A 15,560-nucleotide genomic window follows, 5' to 3' on the forward strand; every position below is an offset into this window, starting at 1 on the left:
TCAGTAAACAGCGGCTTTTTTTGCGTTCAATGCATCCCGGTCCTTTTTGCGCATACGCTCAGAGGTTGACTTCAGCTGGCCGCAGGCGGCAAAAATGTCGCGGCCCCGAGGTGTACGGATCGGCGAGGCGTAACCGGCCCTGTTGACGATGTCAGCGAATTCCTCGATCCGCTCCCAGTCGGAACAGGCATATTGCGAACCCGGCCAGGGGTTGAACGGGATCAGATTGATCTTCGCCGGAATGCCCTTGAGCAGCCGGACCAGCTCCAGCGCGTCTTCGTTGCTGTCGTTGATGTCTTTCAGCATCACGTATTCAAAGGTGATGCGCTTGGCATTCGACAGGCCTGGATAGTTGCGGCAGGCGTCGAGCAGTTCCTTGATGTTCCACTTCTTGTTGATCGGCACCAGGATGTCGCGATCCTCGTCCCGAACAGCATGGAGGGAAATTGCCAGCATGCAGCCAATCTCGTCGCCTGTCCGGAAAATCTCCGGGACAACGCCGGATGTGGACAGGGTGATCCGCCGCTTGGAAAGCGACAGTCCGTCGCCATCCGAAGCGATCAAAAGCGCCTTCTTGACGTTCTCGAAATTGTAGAGCGGCTCGCCCATCCCCATCATGACGATGTTTGTGACCAGACGGCCTTCGGACGGTACGATCGCGCCTTGCGGCGTGTGTGCATCCGGAAAATCGCCAAGCCGGTCGCGGGCAATCAGGATCTGGGAGAGGATCTCTTCAGATGTCAGATTGCGGACCAGCTTTTGCGTGCCGGTATGACAGAACGTGCAGGTCAGAGTGCAGCCGACTTGGGACGACACACAAAGCGTTCCACGGCCTTCTTCCGGGATGTAGACGGTTTCAACTTCGACGGGGTTTCCGGCGCCGCGCGGCGGAAACTGGAACAGCCACTTGCGGGTTCCATCGACGGAGATCTGTTCCGACACGATCTTTGGACGGGCGATGGTGAACGCCTCATCAAGCTTGGCACGCAGATCCTTGGCGATGTTCGTCATGTCCGCAAAGTTGGAAACACCGCGCACGTAGAGCCAGTGCCACAGCTGCGACGACCGCATGCGCCATTGCTTTTGCGGCACACCGATCGTTCCCAGAGCTTCGCCAAGTTCCTCGCGCGACAGGCCGATCAGCGTCGGCTTCTCCTCGCCAACCAGATGTGAGGCACCGGTCGATGCAATAGTCTTGGCGTTCGGATTGTCCCGAGCGATGTCGATCGTTGTCACCATTTTCTGATCCAAATTCGGCCGGCGCAGCCGGTCTGAATGGCAATTGGCCGACGTGGCGGGGCGCCCATATTGAAGCTTCAACGTCCACCGGCTTTGGGGCGCGCTTAACAATCGGCGCGCATTTGCGGGACGTCGTAGCGGCAAAACCGGAAAATTGCAAGATTTTGGCCGCAAGAACGCTGCAGATCAGCCATGCGGCAGCTCACGAAAAAGGGCCGGTTTCCCGGCCCCTTAAAACACTCAGATCGTGGGCCGAATTACCGGCAGGCCTGCGCAGCCGTATCAATTGCGGCAGTCACGCCCGACAGGGAAAAACGATAGGTCGTTTTAGTGCCCCGGCTCGATTCGCCGCGCACTGTCATTTCGCGGCCCGCTTTCATCGCTGCGACAAGCTGGGCTTCAGTCGCTGCATTTTCCACCCAGGCCCCATCATTGTTGGTGAACAGGGTAAACCCGTTTCCATCGACATCGGCGGTGACGGTCGACTGCGCCTTTAGCGGATATCCGACCAGCAGGCTCGGCTCCGAATTCACACCTTCCGCTGGGCGGGAAGTCACGAAGAAGAAAACGTCTCCATGGTTCCGGTCGCCGGGCAGCATTTGTGTGGGTTTGGTTAGGGCGTAACAGACTTTCCCGCTTCCGCTCGACAGGGAATAGGCGGCCCAATCCTTGTGCTGTTTCAGCAGGGTCGGGGTTTGTGCGAAAGCCGCTGCACTTGAAAGGACAAGACCTAAAAAGGCCAGAACCAGCGTTTTTGCTTGCATCATCTCCACACCGTTTGGATCGTTCAGTCGATTGGTTACATTCTATTCAAATGCCACCTGACATATAAACCTTGCTTTAATGATAACTTAAAGCGGGTTACGAAAGGGTTGAAGTTTTTCAGGCGGCGTTTTCGCCGGATCGGATCGAACGTCTTCCCTGTCTTGAGCAACCACGGTTTCGCGATAAATTCGGCAAGAGTGTGGCGTCACCTCTTCCGTATTTGTGTGAACCTGCTAAACACAACGAGAAGAAAAACGGAGTTAGCGGTTGGTGGGTCAGCTGCAGTATTATTCAGACTTGGTCGTCAAAGTTGCATCAGACCGCGACAGATCCGCTTTCGCGGAGCTTTTCGACCATTTCGCACCGCGTCTGAAGGGCTATTTGATGCAGCAAGGCGCCGACGCCAACCTTGCTGAAGAGATCGCTCAAGACGTCATGGTGACCTTGTGGCGGAAAGCGGAATTGTTTGATCCGTCTAAGTCGTCTGCGAGCACGTGGCTGTTCCGAATCGCGCGGAACCGGCGTATCGACCGTTTGCGGCGCCAGAAAACCGCGGAGCTGGACCCCGAAGATCCCTCTCTGCAGCCCAGCGCGCCGGCAGATGTTGCTTCCGAAATGGACGCCCGTCTGCGCGAAGAGCGGGTGCGCGAAGCCTTGAAATCCCTCCCAAATGAACAGCAGGACGTGGTTCGGCAGGCTTTTTTCACCGGATTATCGCACAGCGAAATCGCCGACCGGACGGGACTGCCGCTTGGCACAGTTAAATCCCGTATTCGGCTTGCCTTCGGCCGTCTGCGCCAGGTGATCGAAGCCGACCAAGCGGTAGACGTCGACTAGCCTCAGGTTCCCGGCACCTTCCGGCCCGTTCTCATGACCGGGCCGCCACTGACATGTCTTGGCCGCTCGCTCTTTGGCCCGCCGGCCGTGGTAGACCTGTCCGCATATCGGCCAAGCGCCCGGTGTCGGTCATACATGACGATCGCCCCGGCCATAGCCACGTTGATGCAGAACTTTGTCGGGATTTTCACCACATGATCGCAGCGGGACAGCATCTCGTCAGACAAAGACCCGCGCTCCGGACCCAAGACATACGCGGCCTGCAGCGGGTGGCCGAAGCTCGGCAGATCAATGGAATCTTCGGTAAGCTCGATCCCGACAAGCTGACAGCCGCGCGGCAAGTCCATGGTGTCAACGCTGTCCCAATTGAACAACGGCAAGTGCCCCGGGCTTTTTGACGTATCAGAAGCAGGTGCTTTGCGCAGGTTCTGCGCCGCATCGACTGTGAAAAAGAAGTTGGCACCGAATGCATGTGCAGAACGCATCAAGGTTCCAAGGTTCATGCGTTTGGAAAGACCCTCGGCCCCGACTGCGAAATATCCGCGCATGGTGTTATTTACATCTCAAGGTTTCGACTGTGCGGTCCGTTTAGGCCGAAACCGGCGATCAACACAAGAGCTGCGCGGTTCTACGGCTTTCGGAGGGGATGATGAGCGCATATCGGCATGCTAGCAAAATCGGACATTGGGTGTGAAAGACAAGGAAGTAGGTTTTGCGCGCTAGCCTTTGCCAGAAACTCGGCCCGCCGGAAACCCTGACGGTTCAAGAGTTGCCGGACCCGGCCCCTTCAGCATCTGAAATCCTCGTTCGGGTAAAAGCCTGCGCGCTGAATTTCTTCGACACCCTGATTATCCAAGGAAACTATCAGTTCAAACCCGATCTGCCGTTTTCTCCTGCCGCCGAATTTGCCGGAATCATCGAAGCGACTGGAAGCGATGTGGCGCAATTCAAACCCGGTGACCGGGTGATGGGCTACATGAAATGGGGCGCTGCCCGCGAGCTGGTCCTTGCAAGCGCGAACGACCTGATTCCGCTACCCGACGGAGTTCCGTTCGAGATCGCGGCCGGTCTTACAGTGACCTACGGCACGACCCTGCATGCATTTCGTGACCGCGCGCGTCTTCAACCCGGAGAAACGGTTGCCGTTCTTGGCGCGTCAGGCGGTGTCGGCCAGGCAGCGGTCGAGATTGCCAAACTGATGGGAGCGCGTGTCATCGCATGCGCCTCGTCTTTGGCCAAGTTGAGCTTTGCCAAAAAGCTCGGTGCCGATGAGTTGCTCGACTATTCCGCCGTACCCTTAAAGGAAACGCTCAAGGAACTGACTGACGGAAACGGTGTGGACGTTGTCTATGACCCGGTGGGGGGAGACTTGTCCGAACAGGCCCTACGCGCAACGGGATGGGAAGGCCGCTATCTCGTGATCGGTTTCGCGTCCGGCGACATTCCGAAAATCCCACTCAACATCGTCATGCTCAAGGGCTGTGATGTTCAGGGCGTTTTTTGGGGCAATGCCGTTTCTCGGGACCCGGGCGGACACAAAGCCAATATGGAACTGCTGCTTGGTTGGGTCGCGGAAGGCCGGATCAAACCGCACATCCACGGGACCTATGGACTTGACGACATTCCAAAAGCCTTGCATGAACTGAAAGACCGCAAGGTGAAGGGCAAGGTGATCGTTACCCCATAAACATGGTCCAACAAAACAGCGGCGCGACGGAGACCCCCATAGACGCACAACAGACAGACGGCACCCCGAATCATCTCGCGCCGGACCTATCGACGGGCGCGGCGTGGATGAATGGCCGCATTATGCCGATTGCAGATGCATCAGTTCCGCTCAACGATTGGGGCCTCATCCACTCGGATATCACGTATGACGTCGTCCCGGTTCTGGACGGAGCGTTTTTCAGGCTCCCGCTTTACCTCGACCGTTTCCTCAAATCGATGCAGGCCCTCCGCCTCGACCCGGATATGGACCGGCCCGCGATCGAGGCCGCCTTGCATGGGCTGGTCGCGGCAAGTGGACTGCGCAAGGCCTATGTCGCGATGGTCACGACGCGCGGGGTGAACATGGTGGCAGGCTCCCGCGACCCGCGCGACTGCAAGAACCGGTTCTTCGCCTGGTGCGTGCCATACATCCACGTCATCAGACCCGAGATTGCGCAGACCGGAGCACATGCTCACATCGCCCGCACTGTTGCGCGAATCCCGTCAGAGAGCGTGGATCCCCGTGTGAAAAACTATCACTGGGGAGACTTTACCCGCGGCCTGTTCGAGGCCAAGGACGCAGGCGCCGAAACCGCAATCCTGCTCGACGCCGCGGGCAATGTTACGGAAGGCCCCGGCTTCAATGTGTTCTCGGTCAAAAACGGCCGGCTCATTACGCCGGACTCAGGCGTGCTGGAAGGGATCAGCCGGCGGACGGTGCTCGACATCGCCCGTGAGCATGGGATTGCGGCCGAGATTCGCCCACTTCCACTGAGCGAGTTCATGCAAAGCGATGAGATCTTCGTTACCACCTCCGGTGGCGGCGTTGCACCGATCTCCCGGGTCGATAACCGGGTTTTCTCGAACGGAGTACCTGGCGAAATAACCAATGCGATCCATCGGGCGTATTTCGAATGGGCCACCCGGCCGGAAAACCGGACGGAGATTGCCTATCCCGCGTAACGCCGGATCAGGCCTCGAAAACGGCAATCACAGGCGCGTGGTCCGACGGCTTCTCCCAACCGCGCGCATCTTTCAGCACAGAAGTGCTCTTGATATGTCCTTCGAGCGCTTGAGATACCCAAACATGATCAAGACGGCGGCCCTTGTCCGCTTTCGCCCAATCTTTTGCCCGGTAGCTCCACCACGTGTAGAGCTTTTCCTCCATCGGTGTGAAACGCCGCATGGCATCAATCCACCCCCCGGCCACCCGGACCTCTTCCATGAGCTCAGTCTCAATCGGAGTATGGCTCACCACTTTCAAGAGCTGTTTGTGCGACCAAACATCGTGTTCGTACGGCGCAACGTTCAGATCTCCGACCAAAACGGCAGGCTTTGAAGTCTCTTCACCCGTCAGCCAATCCCGCATTTCCGCCATGAAATCGAGTTTGTGCGCAAACTTGTCGTTGACCGCACGATCTGGCTCGTCGCCACCCGCAGGGACATAGAAATTGTGAAGCCGCAGGGCGCTGCCATTGAACGGCACGTCGACCGCGATGTGCCGTGAATCGCCCATGCCGCAAAAATCCCGGCGTTCAACATTTCCCAGCGCCCGCCGCGACAGTGTTGCCACCCCGTGATAGCCCTTTTGACCATGTACATGGATGTGTTCGTAGCCGAGTTTCTTGAGCGGGTTTTCAGGAAAATTGGCGTCCGGGCATTTCGTTTCCTGCAGACAGAGAACGTCCGGGTTCACCTCATCCAGCAACTTTTCGACAATCGGCATGCGCAGCCGGACGGAATTGATGTTCCACGTAACAATGGTGAGGCGGTCGGTCATGAGATCCCGGTATGTTTTCCAAAATAACAGGGTCAGTCATAAGGATTCGCCGGGAGACCGCAAATGGAATTCACTTATGCCGCCAGTCCACGGCCATCGTGCTGCGCTGTCATGACCAGGCGCCAGCGGGATCATCCGGGAGCAAAATACCGTCGAAATTTTGTTCACAAATGCAACGCGTCCATATTCCGTTAGTAAAAACCCGGCATTTTGAGCGGCACAAGCAACTATTGCTTAACCAAATGAGGTCGCCTTGCTCGCCATTTTGAAGACACTCTGCACGGTCGTTGGCTTTGCCTTTCTGGCGGCCTGCTCAGCCTATGATTTCCCCGATCCAACACCAGAGGACTATGCGATTCACGGGATCGATGTTTCCCGCTGGCAGGGTGACATTGACTGGAACAGGGTCAAACGGGCCGGAACCGAGTTTGCCTGGATCAAGGCAACCGAGGGCGGCGATCACTCTGACCCCCGGTTTTATGACAATTGGTTCGGTGCGAAGGAAGCCGGCGTGCGGCGCGGCGCCTATCATTTTTACTATTTCTGCCGCCCGGTTGAAGAGCAGGTCTCTTGGGTTAAACAGATCGTGCCGGTCGATCCGGAAGCGCTTCCGCTTGTGCTGGATATGGAATGGAACGCACATTCAAAAACCTGCACTGAGCGCCCGCCACGCGAGAAGATCCTGCGGGAAATGAACCATTTCCTTGATGAAATCGAAAAACACTACGGCAAACGTCCGGTCATCTATTCCTCCGTTGACTTCCACCGCGATCGGCTGGTTGGTGCCTTGAAAGGCGAGCATTTCTGGCTGCGGTCGGTCGCCGCCTTCCCGAATAATATCTACGAGCAGCGCAATGACTGGGTGTTTTGGCAATACACCGCCGAAGGCCGGGTCGACGGGGTGAACGGTGATGTTGACCGCAATGCCTTTTTTGGGACGCGTTCCCAGTTTAGAAAATGGCTCCAGGGAGACTTGGATATATAGGTTAGGATCACGATACGGTGAACGGGCTGACGCAGACACGGAAGGAATTCGCATATGACGAGGTGCAAATCACTTTTGGCAGCAGCTCTCTTCCTGCTGGTATCCCCTGCGGCGTTCGCCCAGTCCGGCGGCCCTTTTGAAGCCATCTCCATAGGCAACGTGAATTTCCGTGCTGGCCCCGGAACCAACTATCCGGTGATCACGACAGTTCCACGCGGGCAACCGGTTTTCGTATTCCGCTGCACGAGCGACTACCGCTGGTGCGATTCTGCTTATGCTGGGGCGCGTGGCTGGGTATCCGCCCAGTATATTGGCTCAGCTCTTCCCGGCCCTTATTACGGACAACCCTATTCGCGCATTGCCGGAAATCTCGGCGTGCCGCGGCTTGCGCCGAATTACCCGGTTTTCCGGGCTCCGCCGCCGGTGGTGTATCAACAGCCCCCACCCGTCTACCGCCGCTATCCACCGCGCGCCTACCGGCCTGCATTCCCGTATTAAGCCCGGCTATCGAATCGTGATTTGATGGGCAAAGTTGTCACCGTTGCTGACCGTGACCTGCTCAAACCCCATAAGCTTGCAAAAATCCAGGAAGTTTAGCTCGTAAGGCTGTGCTGACTGGGCAAATAACGGGGTAGCACGCGCCATGCTGGTCAACGATGCGAGAAGCGCCCGCATGCGAAACAGATTGTCGTAACGTTCCGGCCCCGTGGCTACGATGATGATCTTCTCCAGCTCCGCTCCCTTGGCAAACAGATGATAGCCAGGCGCGTGGCTTTGTTTCAGCTGCTGCGCTGCAAGGCCAACTACAAAAGCCGCTCGGGAGCTTTCGGTTGCATCATTGGCCATCGGCACCTCGGAAATATAGACCTCGCGCGTTTCCGGCTGAGGATAATAATACCCCGCATGCAAATCATTCGCCTGTGCCGGCATCGCCGCCAGCAGCATCCATGCGCCAAGAATAACAATGCCTCTCACGTGTCGCTCCCCCGTTTACGTAGGGAACAGAGTGTTCAATTGTGCCCCAGCAGGCAACCCATGCCACGCATTTCGCGAACACCAAGTCACACCCAAATGGCGATCCGGAGACCTTTGCTATCCCGCTTGAATTCGGCGGGGAAAGGCTCGGCCAGGCCGTCCCGCAGCCTTTGTGCGATCAGGCTGTTGGCCGCCGCATCCAGAAAGTCATCACGTCCCACGCCCGTCGGCCGTTTTTGATCGAGAAACACTCGCGAAAAGCCATGCGCCAGAAGAAGATCCCGCCGTTGATCGAGCCCCTCCAGATTTGCCCTGCTCTTGACCTTTTTCGGCAAGCTCATCTCGCAGCCGCCGTTCAGCCGCCAAAAGGCAAGTTCTGGGTGCACCTCATAAACGCGCTGTTCCAAAGCAGGCGACATCAGTTCATCGATCTCGCGGATCTTGGGAAACAGGTAAAATGCTTGCTTTGAGACTTTTCTCGGCGGATCCGAGGTTTCCTGAGCAACTTTGCAAGCCTGCGGATAATCCGTGCAATAGACCGCCATACGCGAGGGAACGGAGAATACGGAGGATTGACGCATGCCCAAGTGTTTGCGCACTGACTGCTCGGGCCCGCGCCCACCGGCACCAACCATGTCCGGAAGCCCTATCGGCATGTCGACGGCAATGGTGCTCAAGCGCGGCACTGCGTTCACAAGGTCGTCGAATTTATCGAACACTTGCAACTTCGCACTTTGCGGGTCGCCAGACTTCATCAGGACCGCCGCCCAACCGGACTTGCAGCCATCGACACCTGCGAGCCAGATCCCGCTTTCCCCAGCGACGCCACTCAAGCCCGGGCTGCTTCCAAAACCCGGCGGTTGGACACAAGCGCCATTGGACGGACAAGCGATTGCTGTTCTTGTGCCAAAAGCAGTTCGTCCGCTTCCCGTTTTACGCTTCGCGCAACGATCTCGAAGGTTGCAGCCGCCGCGCGTGTCAACGCCACGTCTTCCGCTGCGCCGTCCAAATAGGCAGACAAGAACAGGCCCGCAATCAAATCCCCGGTCCCGTGGGGAGGATCCTGGATCGCGGCATGTTCAGTGCAATAGGCGGCACCTGGCGCAACCAGAAGATTGGAGATCGCATTTCGGCGTAAAGCGGGCGCAGAGGTTACAAGCACCCGTTCGTTGCCGAGATAACGTGCTGCCTGAAGCGCTTCGGTCTCGGTCCCTATTTCAGCACTTGTGAGCCAGCCAAGCTCAAAACTGTTTGGGGTTACGATGTCTGCGGCTGGAACAAGCGTGTCTCTGATTGCTTCTGCCCGTGCCTCTGGAACATAAAGCCCGCCGCCGGATGCGCTTTGATGATCACCCATGACCGGATCACACAAGTAAAGCGCCTTCGGATTGACGGATTTTACCGCAGCAACCAGCCGGGAAATGACATCCGCTTGCCCGCTGTCTCCAAGATAACCTGATATGACAGCATCGACATCGCCAAGTCTATCCGATGCAATCAAATCATCGACCAGAGCCCCAAAATCGTCATTCGGCGGCACAATGCGGTGTCCCGGACCATGCCCCGGATGCCAAGGCAGAAGAATGGTTGGCAAGAACCAGACGGTGTGGCCCAGCCGCTCAAGCGCAAACACGAGCCCGCGGCCGCTGATCGCGCCGCGCACAACTTGGGAGGTGACGACCAGGATCGTTTTTTTCCCCGAACCTGGATCTTGAAGGCCATGCGACATGAGAGAGGCTGCCTGTTATGCGGCGTCTGTGGTGGAAGAAGAACTGCCCTGGCCATAGCGTCGCTCAATATAGTCGAGCACCATTTGTTTGAACTCGTCTGCAATGCTCTCGCCGCGCAAGGTGGCCACCTTTTCGCCGTCGACAAAAACGGGTGCTGAGGGTGTTTCACCGGTGCCGGGCAGCGAGATGCCTATATCTGCATGCTTCGATTCACCCGGTCCGTTCACAATGCAGCCCATCACTGCAACGTTGAGGTTTTCGACACCCGGATACTGCTCCCGCCACTTCGGCATGGAGTCCCGAATGTGACCCTGAATGTCGCCGGCCAACTCCTGAAACACGGTGGATGTTGTGCGCCCACATCCCGGACAGGCGGCAACGATCGGCACAAAGGCGCGAAAACCCATCACCTGCAGAAGTTCCTGTGCTACCTGCACTTCGCGCGTCCGGTCGCCGCCAGGCTCTGGGGTCAGCGAAACCCGGATAGTGTCTCCAATGCCCTGCTGCAACAAGATACCCATCGACGCGGCGGAGGAGACAATACCCTTGGTGCCCATTCCGGCCTCTGTCAGCCCAAGGTGCAGGGCATAGTCGCATCGGCTCGCCAGATCGGCATAGACTGCAATCAGATCCTGAACCTGGCTTACCTTCGCCGACAGGATGATCTTGTCGCGCCCCATGCCCAGCGCTTCAGCCCTTTCAGCCGATAGCAAGCCAGATTGAATGATCGCCTCGCGCATGACCGCAGACGCCGATACAGGGTTTTCGCTGGCGGCGTTGTCATCCATCAATTTGGTCAGCAGCTCCTGATCCAAAGACCCCCAATTTACGCCGATCCGAACGGGTTTGTCGTGTTTGAGCGCAATATCGATGATCTGTGAGAACTGCGTATCCCGCTTCGCCTTGAACCCGACATTGCCCGGATTGATCCGGTATTTTTCAAGAGCGGACGCACAATCGGGATAGTCGGCAAGCAGTTTATGGCCGATGTAATGAAAGTCACCGACAAGCGGCACATCGATACCAATCCGATCGAGTCGTTCGCGGATCCGCGGCACCTGCGCGGCTGCCTCAGGCCGGTCGACCGTGATCCTCACGATTTCCGACCCCGCGCGGGCCAGCGCGGCGACCTGAGCCACTGTGGCATCTGCATCCGCCGTATCGGTGTTCGTCATAGATTGAACCACAATCGGCGCATCGCCGCCCACGGTCACATTGCCAACCCGGACTGGCACCGATTGGCGGCGCTGTTTCGGCTTTGCAAAATCGTCGATCATCTGCTCACTAATCCGAAGTTATTGCCGGTGAGATCGTTCCCCCGCTTGATTAGTGTGCCACAGTCAAAAGGGCAATGGCGAGCGCAGCTTTCATCAAGGTGAAATACGCATTTGGTTGCAATTCCAACGAGCGGAGTTATGAGTGCGCGCAACCAAGATACATATTTATTTTACGGATTTGGACAGCATAATGCTCAAAAGACTGATGTCGGACGCCTTTCATCTCGTGTTCTGGAACCTCGAAACCGTGTTTAAGGTGACCGGTGCCTGGTTCGTCATCCAATTCGTGCTGACCCTGGGCATTCAAGTACTTGCCGGGCAAACCGAGCCGGGCGCCGCACCCAGCGCAGCAACGACACTGGGCGCGTTCCTCGTCATGGTGGTCAGCCTTGTCGCCTCCTCGTCAATTGCCGTTGCCTGGCACCGTTTCGCTCTTTTGGGCGACCGGCCAGGGATGATCCACCTTCATTTCGGCAAGACCGAGGGCATGTTCCTTTTGAAGTCATTGATGCTTGGCGCATGTGCTGGCCTTGCCTTTTTCTTGGTTTTTTTGGTCGGCGGACTGACCGGTGGCGCCGTTGCGGCAGGCGTGATTGGCCTGATCGTGGCGTATTTTGCAATTCCCACCTTCATTCGTTTCTCGCTGATCCTACCGGCAACGGCGGTTGAGCGCCCGATTGGCCTCAGGCAGGCCTATGGGATCAGTGAGGGCCTGGGTTGGCGGCTGTTTTTCGCAAGTTTCGCCCTGTCCCTGCCATTTGGAGTGTTGATGCTGCTGTTGCAATTCCTCGTCCAGCAATTGTCATCAAGCCTTCCGGTCATTTTCATTCAACTCAAGATCGTTGTTCTGAGCGTTCTGGTCCAAATTCTTCTAACCGTTCTCAGCATTTCCGTGCTGACCGCCGGTTACAGAATCGCGATGGAACGCCAGCAACCGGCGAGCGGTTAACTTGTCCCGGTGAAAGGCTTATATGTGCAGCGAATGAGTATGCGCTGACGCGGGAACATCCGGGAGACGAACAGATGTTTTTTACGGTGCTTGAAAGGTCTGTTTCCTTGGCCCAGCACAACATCGGCACGCTGTTCCGGACCGGATGGGCCTACATTCTTTTGTTGGTAGCCCTGAATTTCGCCATCGGGTCGGCCCTCGCGCCAAATGCAGGCTTTTCAACCGTCTCATACATGACCGAACCCGTGACCGCCCCTGACCAGGGAGCACTGCGTCTGCTGGCTTTGCTGGCAAACGTCCTGATCGGTTTTTCGATCGCAATCGCTTATGTGCGTAAACTCTTGATTGGTGCTCAGGATTTTCCTGTCACAATCAGCAGCAGAACGTTCAAGGTCATCATCAACCAAATTGTTTTGTCGCTGATCGGCATTGCCGCCCTCATTCCCTTGGTCATTGTCTCGCTTTTGATTGCTGCGGTTACCGGCGGGTTGGGCGTGATCATTCTGTTTGCCGCCCCATTCGTATCCTTGATGGTTGTACAGCGGTTTTCCGTCGTTCTGCCTGCGGCTGCCGTCGATGATCCGCTCACCTTAAAAGAGAGCTGGCGCGCAACCTCGGGCCTCGGGTGGGCCATGGCCTTTTCCGCACTGATCATGAGCTTGCTTGCTCTTTGCCTTGTCGGCATTTGGGCGCTTGTACTCACCGCGTTTGGCGGACTCCTGCCGGCAGATCCGATCCTGCAGCAAATCAGGTCAGCGGCATTTCCCATGGGCACGATGTTGATAAGTGTCTGGGTCTTCGCGAGCCTTCACGCGACCTTTTATGGGCTAATCCGGGAGCGGTTTGCAGAAAAAGTTGGCCTTCGCCAGCGGGACATGGAAGCTGCCGCGCAATCTCGTGATCTGGCCCGCGAGAAAGCAGCGCGCGTACTCTCGAGAGTCAACAAAATGGGAAAGGACCGCTAGAGGCCGCCGCGCGACCAAAAATCAGTCACGGGCAAGACACATGATCCCGATAAGCGAACAGTATATTGCACCGCGGCACAACTTCATGAAATGGTGCCGGTCTGACTAAAGGGAGTTTCGGGAATGCTGTCGAACAAAACCGCCGTTGTTACAGGATCCACATCCGGCATAGGTCTTGCGATTGCTCGCGGGCTGGCCAAAGAAGGCGCGAATATCGTGATCAACGGCCTGGGGGATGCCGGCGAGATCGAGGCGGAGCGCGCGGGCATCGAAAAAGACTTCGGCGTCAAATGTGTTTACTCGCCGGCAAACATGATGAAACCGGATGAAATCGCCGGCATGATCGACTTGGCACAAACTGAATTCGGCGCCGTTGATATCCTCGTAAACAATGCTGGTATTCAACACGTCGCACCTGTCGATGAGTTCCCGCTCGACAAATGGGACGCCATCATCGCCATCAACATGTCATCCGCCTTTCACGCAACGCGTGCCGCGCTTCCGGGCATGAAAAAAAAGGGCTGGGGCCGCGTAATCAATACAGCGTCGGCACACGCGCTCGTCGCCTCTCCCTATAAGTCTGCATATGTAACCGCAAAACACGGTATCGCCGGCTTCACAAAGACCGCAGCCCTCGAGGTTGCCCAGCAAGGCATCACCGTCAATGCCGTTTGCCCGGGCTACGTCTGGACGCCATTGGTTGAAAAGCAGATCCCGGACACGGCCAAGGCACGTGGAATTACCGAGGAACAGGTCAAAACGGACGTGATGCTGGCGGGTCAACCGACAAAGGAATTCGTTACTGTCGACCAAGTCGCAGGTTTCGTCGTGTTCCTGTGCTCGGATGCCGCGGCTTCCATCACGGGCTCGATCCTGCCAATCGACGGTGGCTGGACCGCACAATAAACTTTCATGTCAATCGGAGATGCGTTTGTGGCCACTCAGCCGAAACGGATAAACCTTGCCCTCCAGGGTGGCGGCGCTCACGGCGCTTTCACCTGGGGCGTTTTGGACTGGCTGCTCGAGGACGAACGGTTCGAGATTGACGGTGTTACCGGCACCAGCGCGGGCGCAATGAATGCCATCGTGTTGGCGAGCGGCCACGAGAAAGGGGGCAACGCAGGCGCGCGCGAGGCACTTGATACGTTCTGGCGGGAGATCAGCCGGCAGGCGTTTTTCAGCCCGATCAAGCGCTCTCCCGTCGACATTGCATTGGGCGAGTGGAGCCTCGATTATTCGCCGAGCTATTTGGCCTTCGATCTCATATCCCGCTTCTCTTCGCCTTATGAATTCAATCCGCTTAACATAAATCCATTGCGGGATGTGGTGGACAGCGTCGTTGATTTCGACGCTGTGCACGAATGTAGCGGTTTGAAGATCTTCGTAGCCGCGACCAATGTCTACACCGGAAAAATCCGAGTTTTTAGCGAAAAAGACGTCACTTTGGATGCGGTTATGGCCTCGGCTTGCCTGCCCCACCTTTTCCAGGCCGTTGAGATCGACGGTGAGCCCTATTGGGATGGCGGATATATGGGAAACCCGCCGCTTTACCCCTTGTTCTACGAGACGAACACACCCGATGTCATTCTCGTTCAGATCAATCCGATGGAACGGCGAGAAACCCCGCGAACGGCCCGGGAAATCCTGAACCGCCTCAATGAGATTACGTTCAACTCCACCCTAACCCGTGAGCTGCGCGCTGTGGATTTTGTTGGCCGATTGATCGAAGAGGGCAAGCTCTCACGCCAGGACTATATGAAAGTACACTTTCACCGCATCGATGGCGAAGAGCTCAAACCGCTTCAGGCGTCTTCGAAGGTAAATGCGGAATGGGAGTTCCTGTCGGAACTGAAAGCCATTGGACGGCGGGCTGCTGAGCGCTGGGTCGCCGAAAATTTTGAGGCTATTGGAGAGAAATCAACGGTCGATTTACGCACCGAATTTGCGTGACAGCATGCAATGAGCGACGCGCATCAAAACGGCAAGAGGTAAATACATTTTCACACGATTTGCCAGAGCGCCTTGCAAAATGCAATGCATCCATGGTGAATAAAATTTAAACAAAATCAACATTTTGACGATTGCCACGCTCTGACCGCTAGGGGTTGAAAATTTTCGCTGCCAACCATTTGGCAAGGCTTTTGCGATGTAATTGGCACGCTGATCGTCAGGTTGTGCGTCGTCAGCGACTTCAGAAGAAAGGGGCAGGCACCTGCGACCCCGCCTGCCCCTTTCCTCGTGATTAGCACGTGGCCCTGCAGCACCTACACCGTGTCGGCCTGACAGCGATATGTGCTTTCTGCACTCATCATCCGGCGCAGTTTCGATCATTTCTGCCTTTAAGCCGACAC

At 56.8% G+C, this 15,560-nt stretch carries 18 protein-coding genes; 9 read left to right on the forward strand and 9 right to left on the reverse strand.

The genetic code is table 11. From position 1 onward, the window contains the following. A complete protein-coding gene (gene rlmN / locus JM93_RS18160) occupies positions 1-1,239 on the reverse strand; it encodes a dual-specificity RNA methyltransferase RlmN (protein ID WP_170230736.1) in 1,239 nt (412 codons plus the stop codon). A gap of 257 nt (positions 1,240-1,496) precedes the next feature. Next, positions 1,497-2,003, reverse strand: a complete 507-nt coding sequence (locus tag JM93_RS18165) for an invasion associated locus B family protein (protein ID WP_145346754.1) — start codon at positions 2,001-2,003, stop codon at positions 1,497-1,499. A gap of 271 nt (positions 2,004-2,274) precedes the next feature. On the opposite strand from JM93_RS18165, the gene JM93_RS18170 reads away from it, so the two are divergent. After that, positions 2,275-2,841 carry a sigma-70 family RNA polymerase sigma factor gene (locus JM93_RS18170; protein WP_145346337.1) on the forward strand — a complete coding sequence of 189 codons (567 nt, stop codon included), beginning with the start codon at positions 2,275-2,277 and terminating at the stop codon, positions 2,839-2,841. A gap of 2 nt (positions 2,842-2,843) precedes the next feature. On the opposite strand, the gene JM93_RS18175 is transcribed toward JM93_RS18170, so the two are convergent. Continuing rightward, positions 2,844-3,389 (reverse strand): RNA methyltransferase, encoded by a 546-nt coding sequence (locus tag JM93_RS18175; RefSeq protein WP_145346339.1) that lies wholly within the window; start codon positions 3,387-3,389, stop codon positions 2,844-2,846. 164 nt (positions 3,390-3,553) lie between these two features. Here JM93_RS18175 and JM93_RS18180 point away from each other — a divergent pair, with 164 nt between their 5' ends. Both JM93_RS18180 and JM93_RS18185 read left to right on the forward strand, forming a co-directional pair. Further along, positions 3,554-4,528, forward strand: a complete 975-nt coding sequence (locus JM93_RS18180; protein ID WP_145346341.1) for an NADPH:quinone oxidoreductase family protein — start codon at positions 3,554-3,556, stop codon at positions 4,526-4,528. A 107-nt stretch (positions 4,529-4,635) separates the two neighbouring features. Beyond that, the gene (locus JM93_RS18185; RefSeq protein WP_208995299.1) at positions 4,636-5,511 is read left to right on the forward strand and encodes an aminotransferase class IV; all 876 of its coding nucleotides are present in this window, start codon (positions 4,636-4,638) and stop codon (positions 5,509-5,511) included. Between the two features lie 7 nt (positions 5,512-5,518). Here the strand turns inward: JM93_RS18185 and xth are convergent, their stop codons facing one another. Further along, on the reverse strand, positions 5,519-6,328 hold the full coding sequence (gene xth / locus JM93_RS18190; RefSeq protein WP_145346345.1) for an exodeoxyribonuclease III: 810 nt from the start codon (positions 6,326-6,328) through the stop codon (positions 5,519-5,521). Between the two features lie 253 nt (positions 6,329-6,581). Here xth and JM93_RS18195 point away from each other — a divergent pair, with 253 nt between their 5' ends. Beyond that, positions 6,582-7,313, forward strand: coding sequence for a glycoside hydrolase family 25 protein (locus JM93_RS18195; protein WP_155197523.1), 732 nt, complete (start codon positions 6,582-6,584; stop codon positions 7,311-7,313). A gap of 54 nt (positions 7,314-7,367) precedes the next feature. Continuing rightward, entirely contained in the window at positions 7,368-7,811 is a 444-nt protein-coding gene (locus JM93_RS18200; protein ID WP_145346347.1) for an SH3 domain-containing protein, read from the forward strand. 6 nt (positions 7,812-7,817) lie between these two features. On the opposite strand, the gene JM93_RS18205 is transcribed toward JM93_RS18200, so the two are convergent. The 4 genes from JM93_RS18205 to ispG all read right to left on the reverse strand — a co-directional run bounded on the left by JM93_RS18205 (position 7,818) and on the right by ispG (position 11,295). Continuing rightward, positions 7,818-8,258, reverse strand: coding sequence for a hypothetical protein (locus JM93_RS18205; protein ID WP_145346349.1), 441 nt, complete (start codon positions 8,256-8,258; stop codon positions 7,818-7,820). 116 nt (positions 8,259-8,374) lie between these two features. Then, the gene (locus JM93_RS18210) at positions 8,375-9,121 is read right to left on the reverse strand and encodes a DUF429 domain-containing protein (RefSeq protein WP_244300918.1); all 747 of its coding nucleotides are present in this window, start codon (positions 9,119-9,121) and stop codon (positions 8,375-8,377) included. Next, entirely contained in the window at positions 9,118-10,017 is a 900-nt protein-coding gene (gene pdxY / locus JM93_RS18215) for a pyridoxal kinase (protein ID WP_145346351.1), read from the reverse strand. Before pdxY ends, JM93_RS18210 begins: the two co-directional genes overlap by 4 nt. Positions 10,018-10,032: 15 nt before the next feature. After that, positions 10,033-11,295: a flavodoxin-dependent (E)-4-hydroxy-3-methylbut-2-enyl-diphosphate synthase gene (gene ispG, locus JM93_RS18220; protein WP_145346353.1), complete on the reverse strand. Its 1,263-nt coding sequence runs from the start codon at positions 11,293-11,295 to the stop codon at positions 10,033-10,035. A gap of 190 nt (positions 11,296-11,485) precedes the next feature. On the opposite strand from ispG, the gene JM93_RS18225 reads away from it, so the two are divergent. From JM93_RS18225 to JM93_RS18240, 4 genes are all read left to right on the forward strand, one after another. Continuing rightward, on the forward strand, positions 11,486-12,244 hold the full coding sequence (locus JM93_RS18225) for a hypothetical protein (RefSeq protein ID WP_145346355.1): 759 nt from the start codon (positions 11,486-11,488) through the stop codon (positions 12,242-12,244). Between the two features lie 74 nt (positions 12,245-12,318). Continuing rightward, positions 12,319-13,209 carry a 4-hydroxy-3-methylbut-2-en-1-yl diphosphate synthase gene (locus JM93_RS18230; protein WP_145346357.1) on the forward strand — a complete coding sequence of 297 codons (891 nt, stop codon included), beginning with the start codon at positions 12,319-12,321 and terminating at the stop codon, positions 13,207-13,209. Positions 13,210-13,332: 123 nt separating this feature from the next. Further along, complete coding sequence (locus JM93_RS18235; RefSeq protein ID WP_145346359.1) at positions 13,333-14,115, forward strand: 3-hydroxybutyrate dehydrogenase; 783 nt, start codon at positions 13,333-13,335, stop codon at positions 14,113-14,115. 27 nt (positions 14,116-14,142) lie between these two features. Then, entirely contained in the window at positions 14,143-15,159 is a 1,017-nt protein-coding gene (locus JM93_RS18240; protein WP_341874397.1) for a patatin-like phospholipase family protein, read from the forward strand. Here JM93_RS18240 and JM93_RS18245 read toward each other — a convergent pair. After that, a complete protein-coding gene (locus JM93_RS18245) occupies positions 15,139-15,540 on the reverse strand; it encodes a hypothetical protein (RefSeq protein ID WP_145346363.1) in 402 nt (133 codons plus the stop codon). The two genes, JM93_RS18240 and JM93_RS18245, sit on opposite strands and share 21 nt — an antisense overlap. Positions 15,541-15,560: the final 20 nt, after the last annotated feature.

Origin of the sequence: Roseibium hamelinense (assembly GCF_007830545.1) — a bacterium.
GTDB classification, from domain to species: Bacteria; Pseudomonadota; Alphaproteobacteria; order Rhizobiales; family Stappiaceae; genus Roseibium; species Roseibium hamelinense.

Coding starts and splice junctions, on each gene's coding strand:
- rlmN (WP_170230736.1), bottom strand. CDS start 1,239: ATGGTGACAACGATCGACATCGCTCGGGACAATCCGAACGCCAAGACT.
- JM93_RS18165 (WP_145346754.1), bottom strand. CDS start 2,003: ATGCAAGCAAAAACGCTGGTTCTGGCCTTTTTAGGTCTTGTCCTTTCA.
- JM93_RS18175 (WP_145346339.1), bottom strand. CDS start 3,389: ATGCGCGGATATTTCGCAGTCGGGGCCGAGGGTCTTTCCAAACGCATG.
- JM93_RS18185 (WP_208995299.1), top strand. CDS start 4,636: ATGAATGGCCGCATTATGCCGATTGCAGATGCATCAGTTCCGCTCAAC.
- xth (WP_145346345.1), bottom strand. CDS start 6,328: ATGACCGACCGCCTCACCATTGTTACGTGGAACATCAATTCCGTCCGG.
- JM93_RS18200 (WP_145346347.1), top strand. CDS start 7,368: ATGACGAGGTGCAAATCACTTTTGGCAGCAGCTCTCTTCCTGCTGGTA.
- JM93_RS18205 (WP_145346349.1), bottom strand. CDS start 8,258: ATGCTGCTGGCGGCGATGCCGGCACAGGCGAATGATTTGCATGCGGGG.
- pdxY (WP_145346351.1), bottom strand. CDS start 10,017: ATGTCGCATGGCCTTCAAGATCCAGGTTCGGGGAAAAAAACGATCCTG.
- ispG (WP_145346353.1), bottom strand. CDS start 11,295: ATGATCGACGATTTTGCAAAGCCGAAACAGCGCCGCCAATCGGTGCCA.
- JM93_RS18225 (WP_145346355.1), top strand. CDS start 11,486: ATGCTCAAAAGACTGATGTCGGACGCCTTTCATCTCGTGTTCTGGAAC.
- JM93_RS18230 (WP_145346357.1), top strand. CDS start 12,319: ATGTTTTTTACGGTGCTTGAAAGGTCTGTTTCCTTGGCCCAGCACAAC.
- JM93_RS18235 (WP_145346359.1), top strand. CDS start 13,333: ATGCTGTCGAACAAAACCGCCGTTGTTACAGGATCCACATCCGGCATA.
- JM93_RS18245 (WP_145346363.1), bottom strand. CDS start 15,540: ATGATCGAAACTGCGCCGGATGATGAGTGCAGAAAGCACATATCGCTG.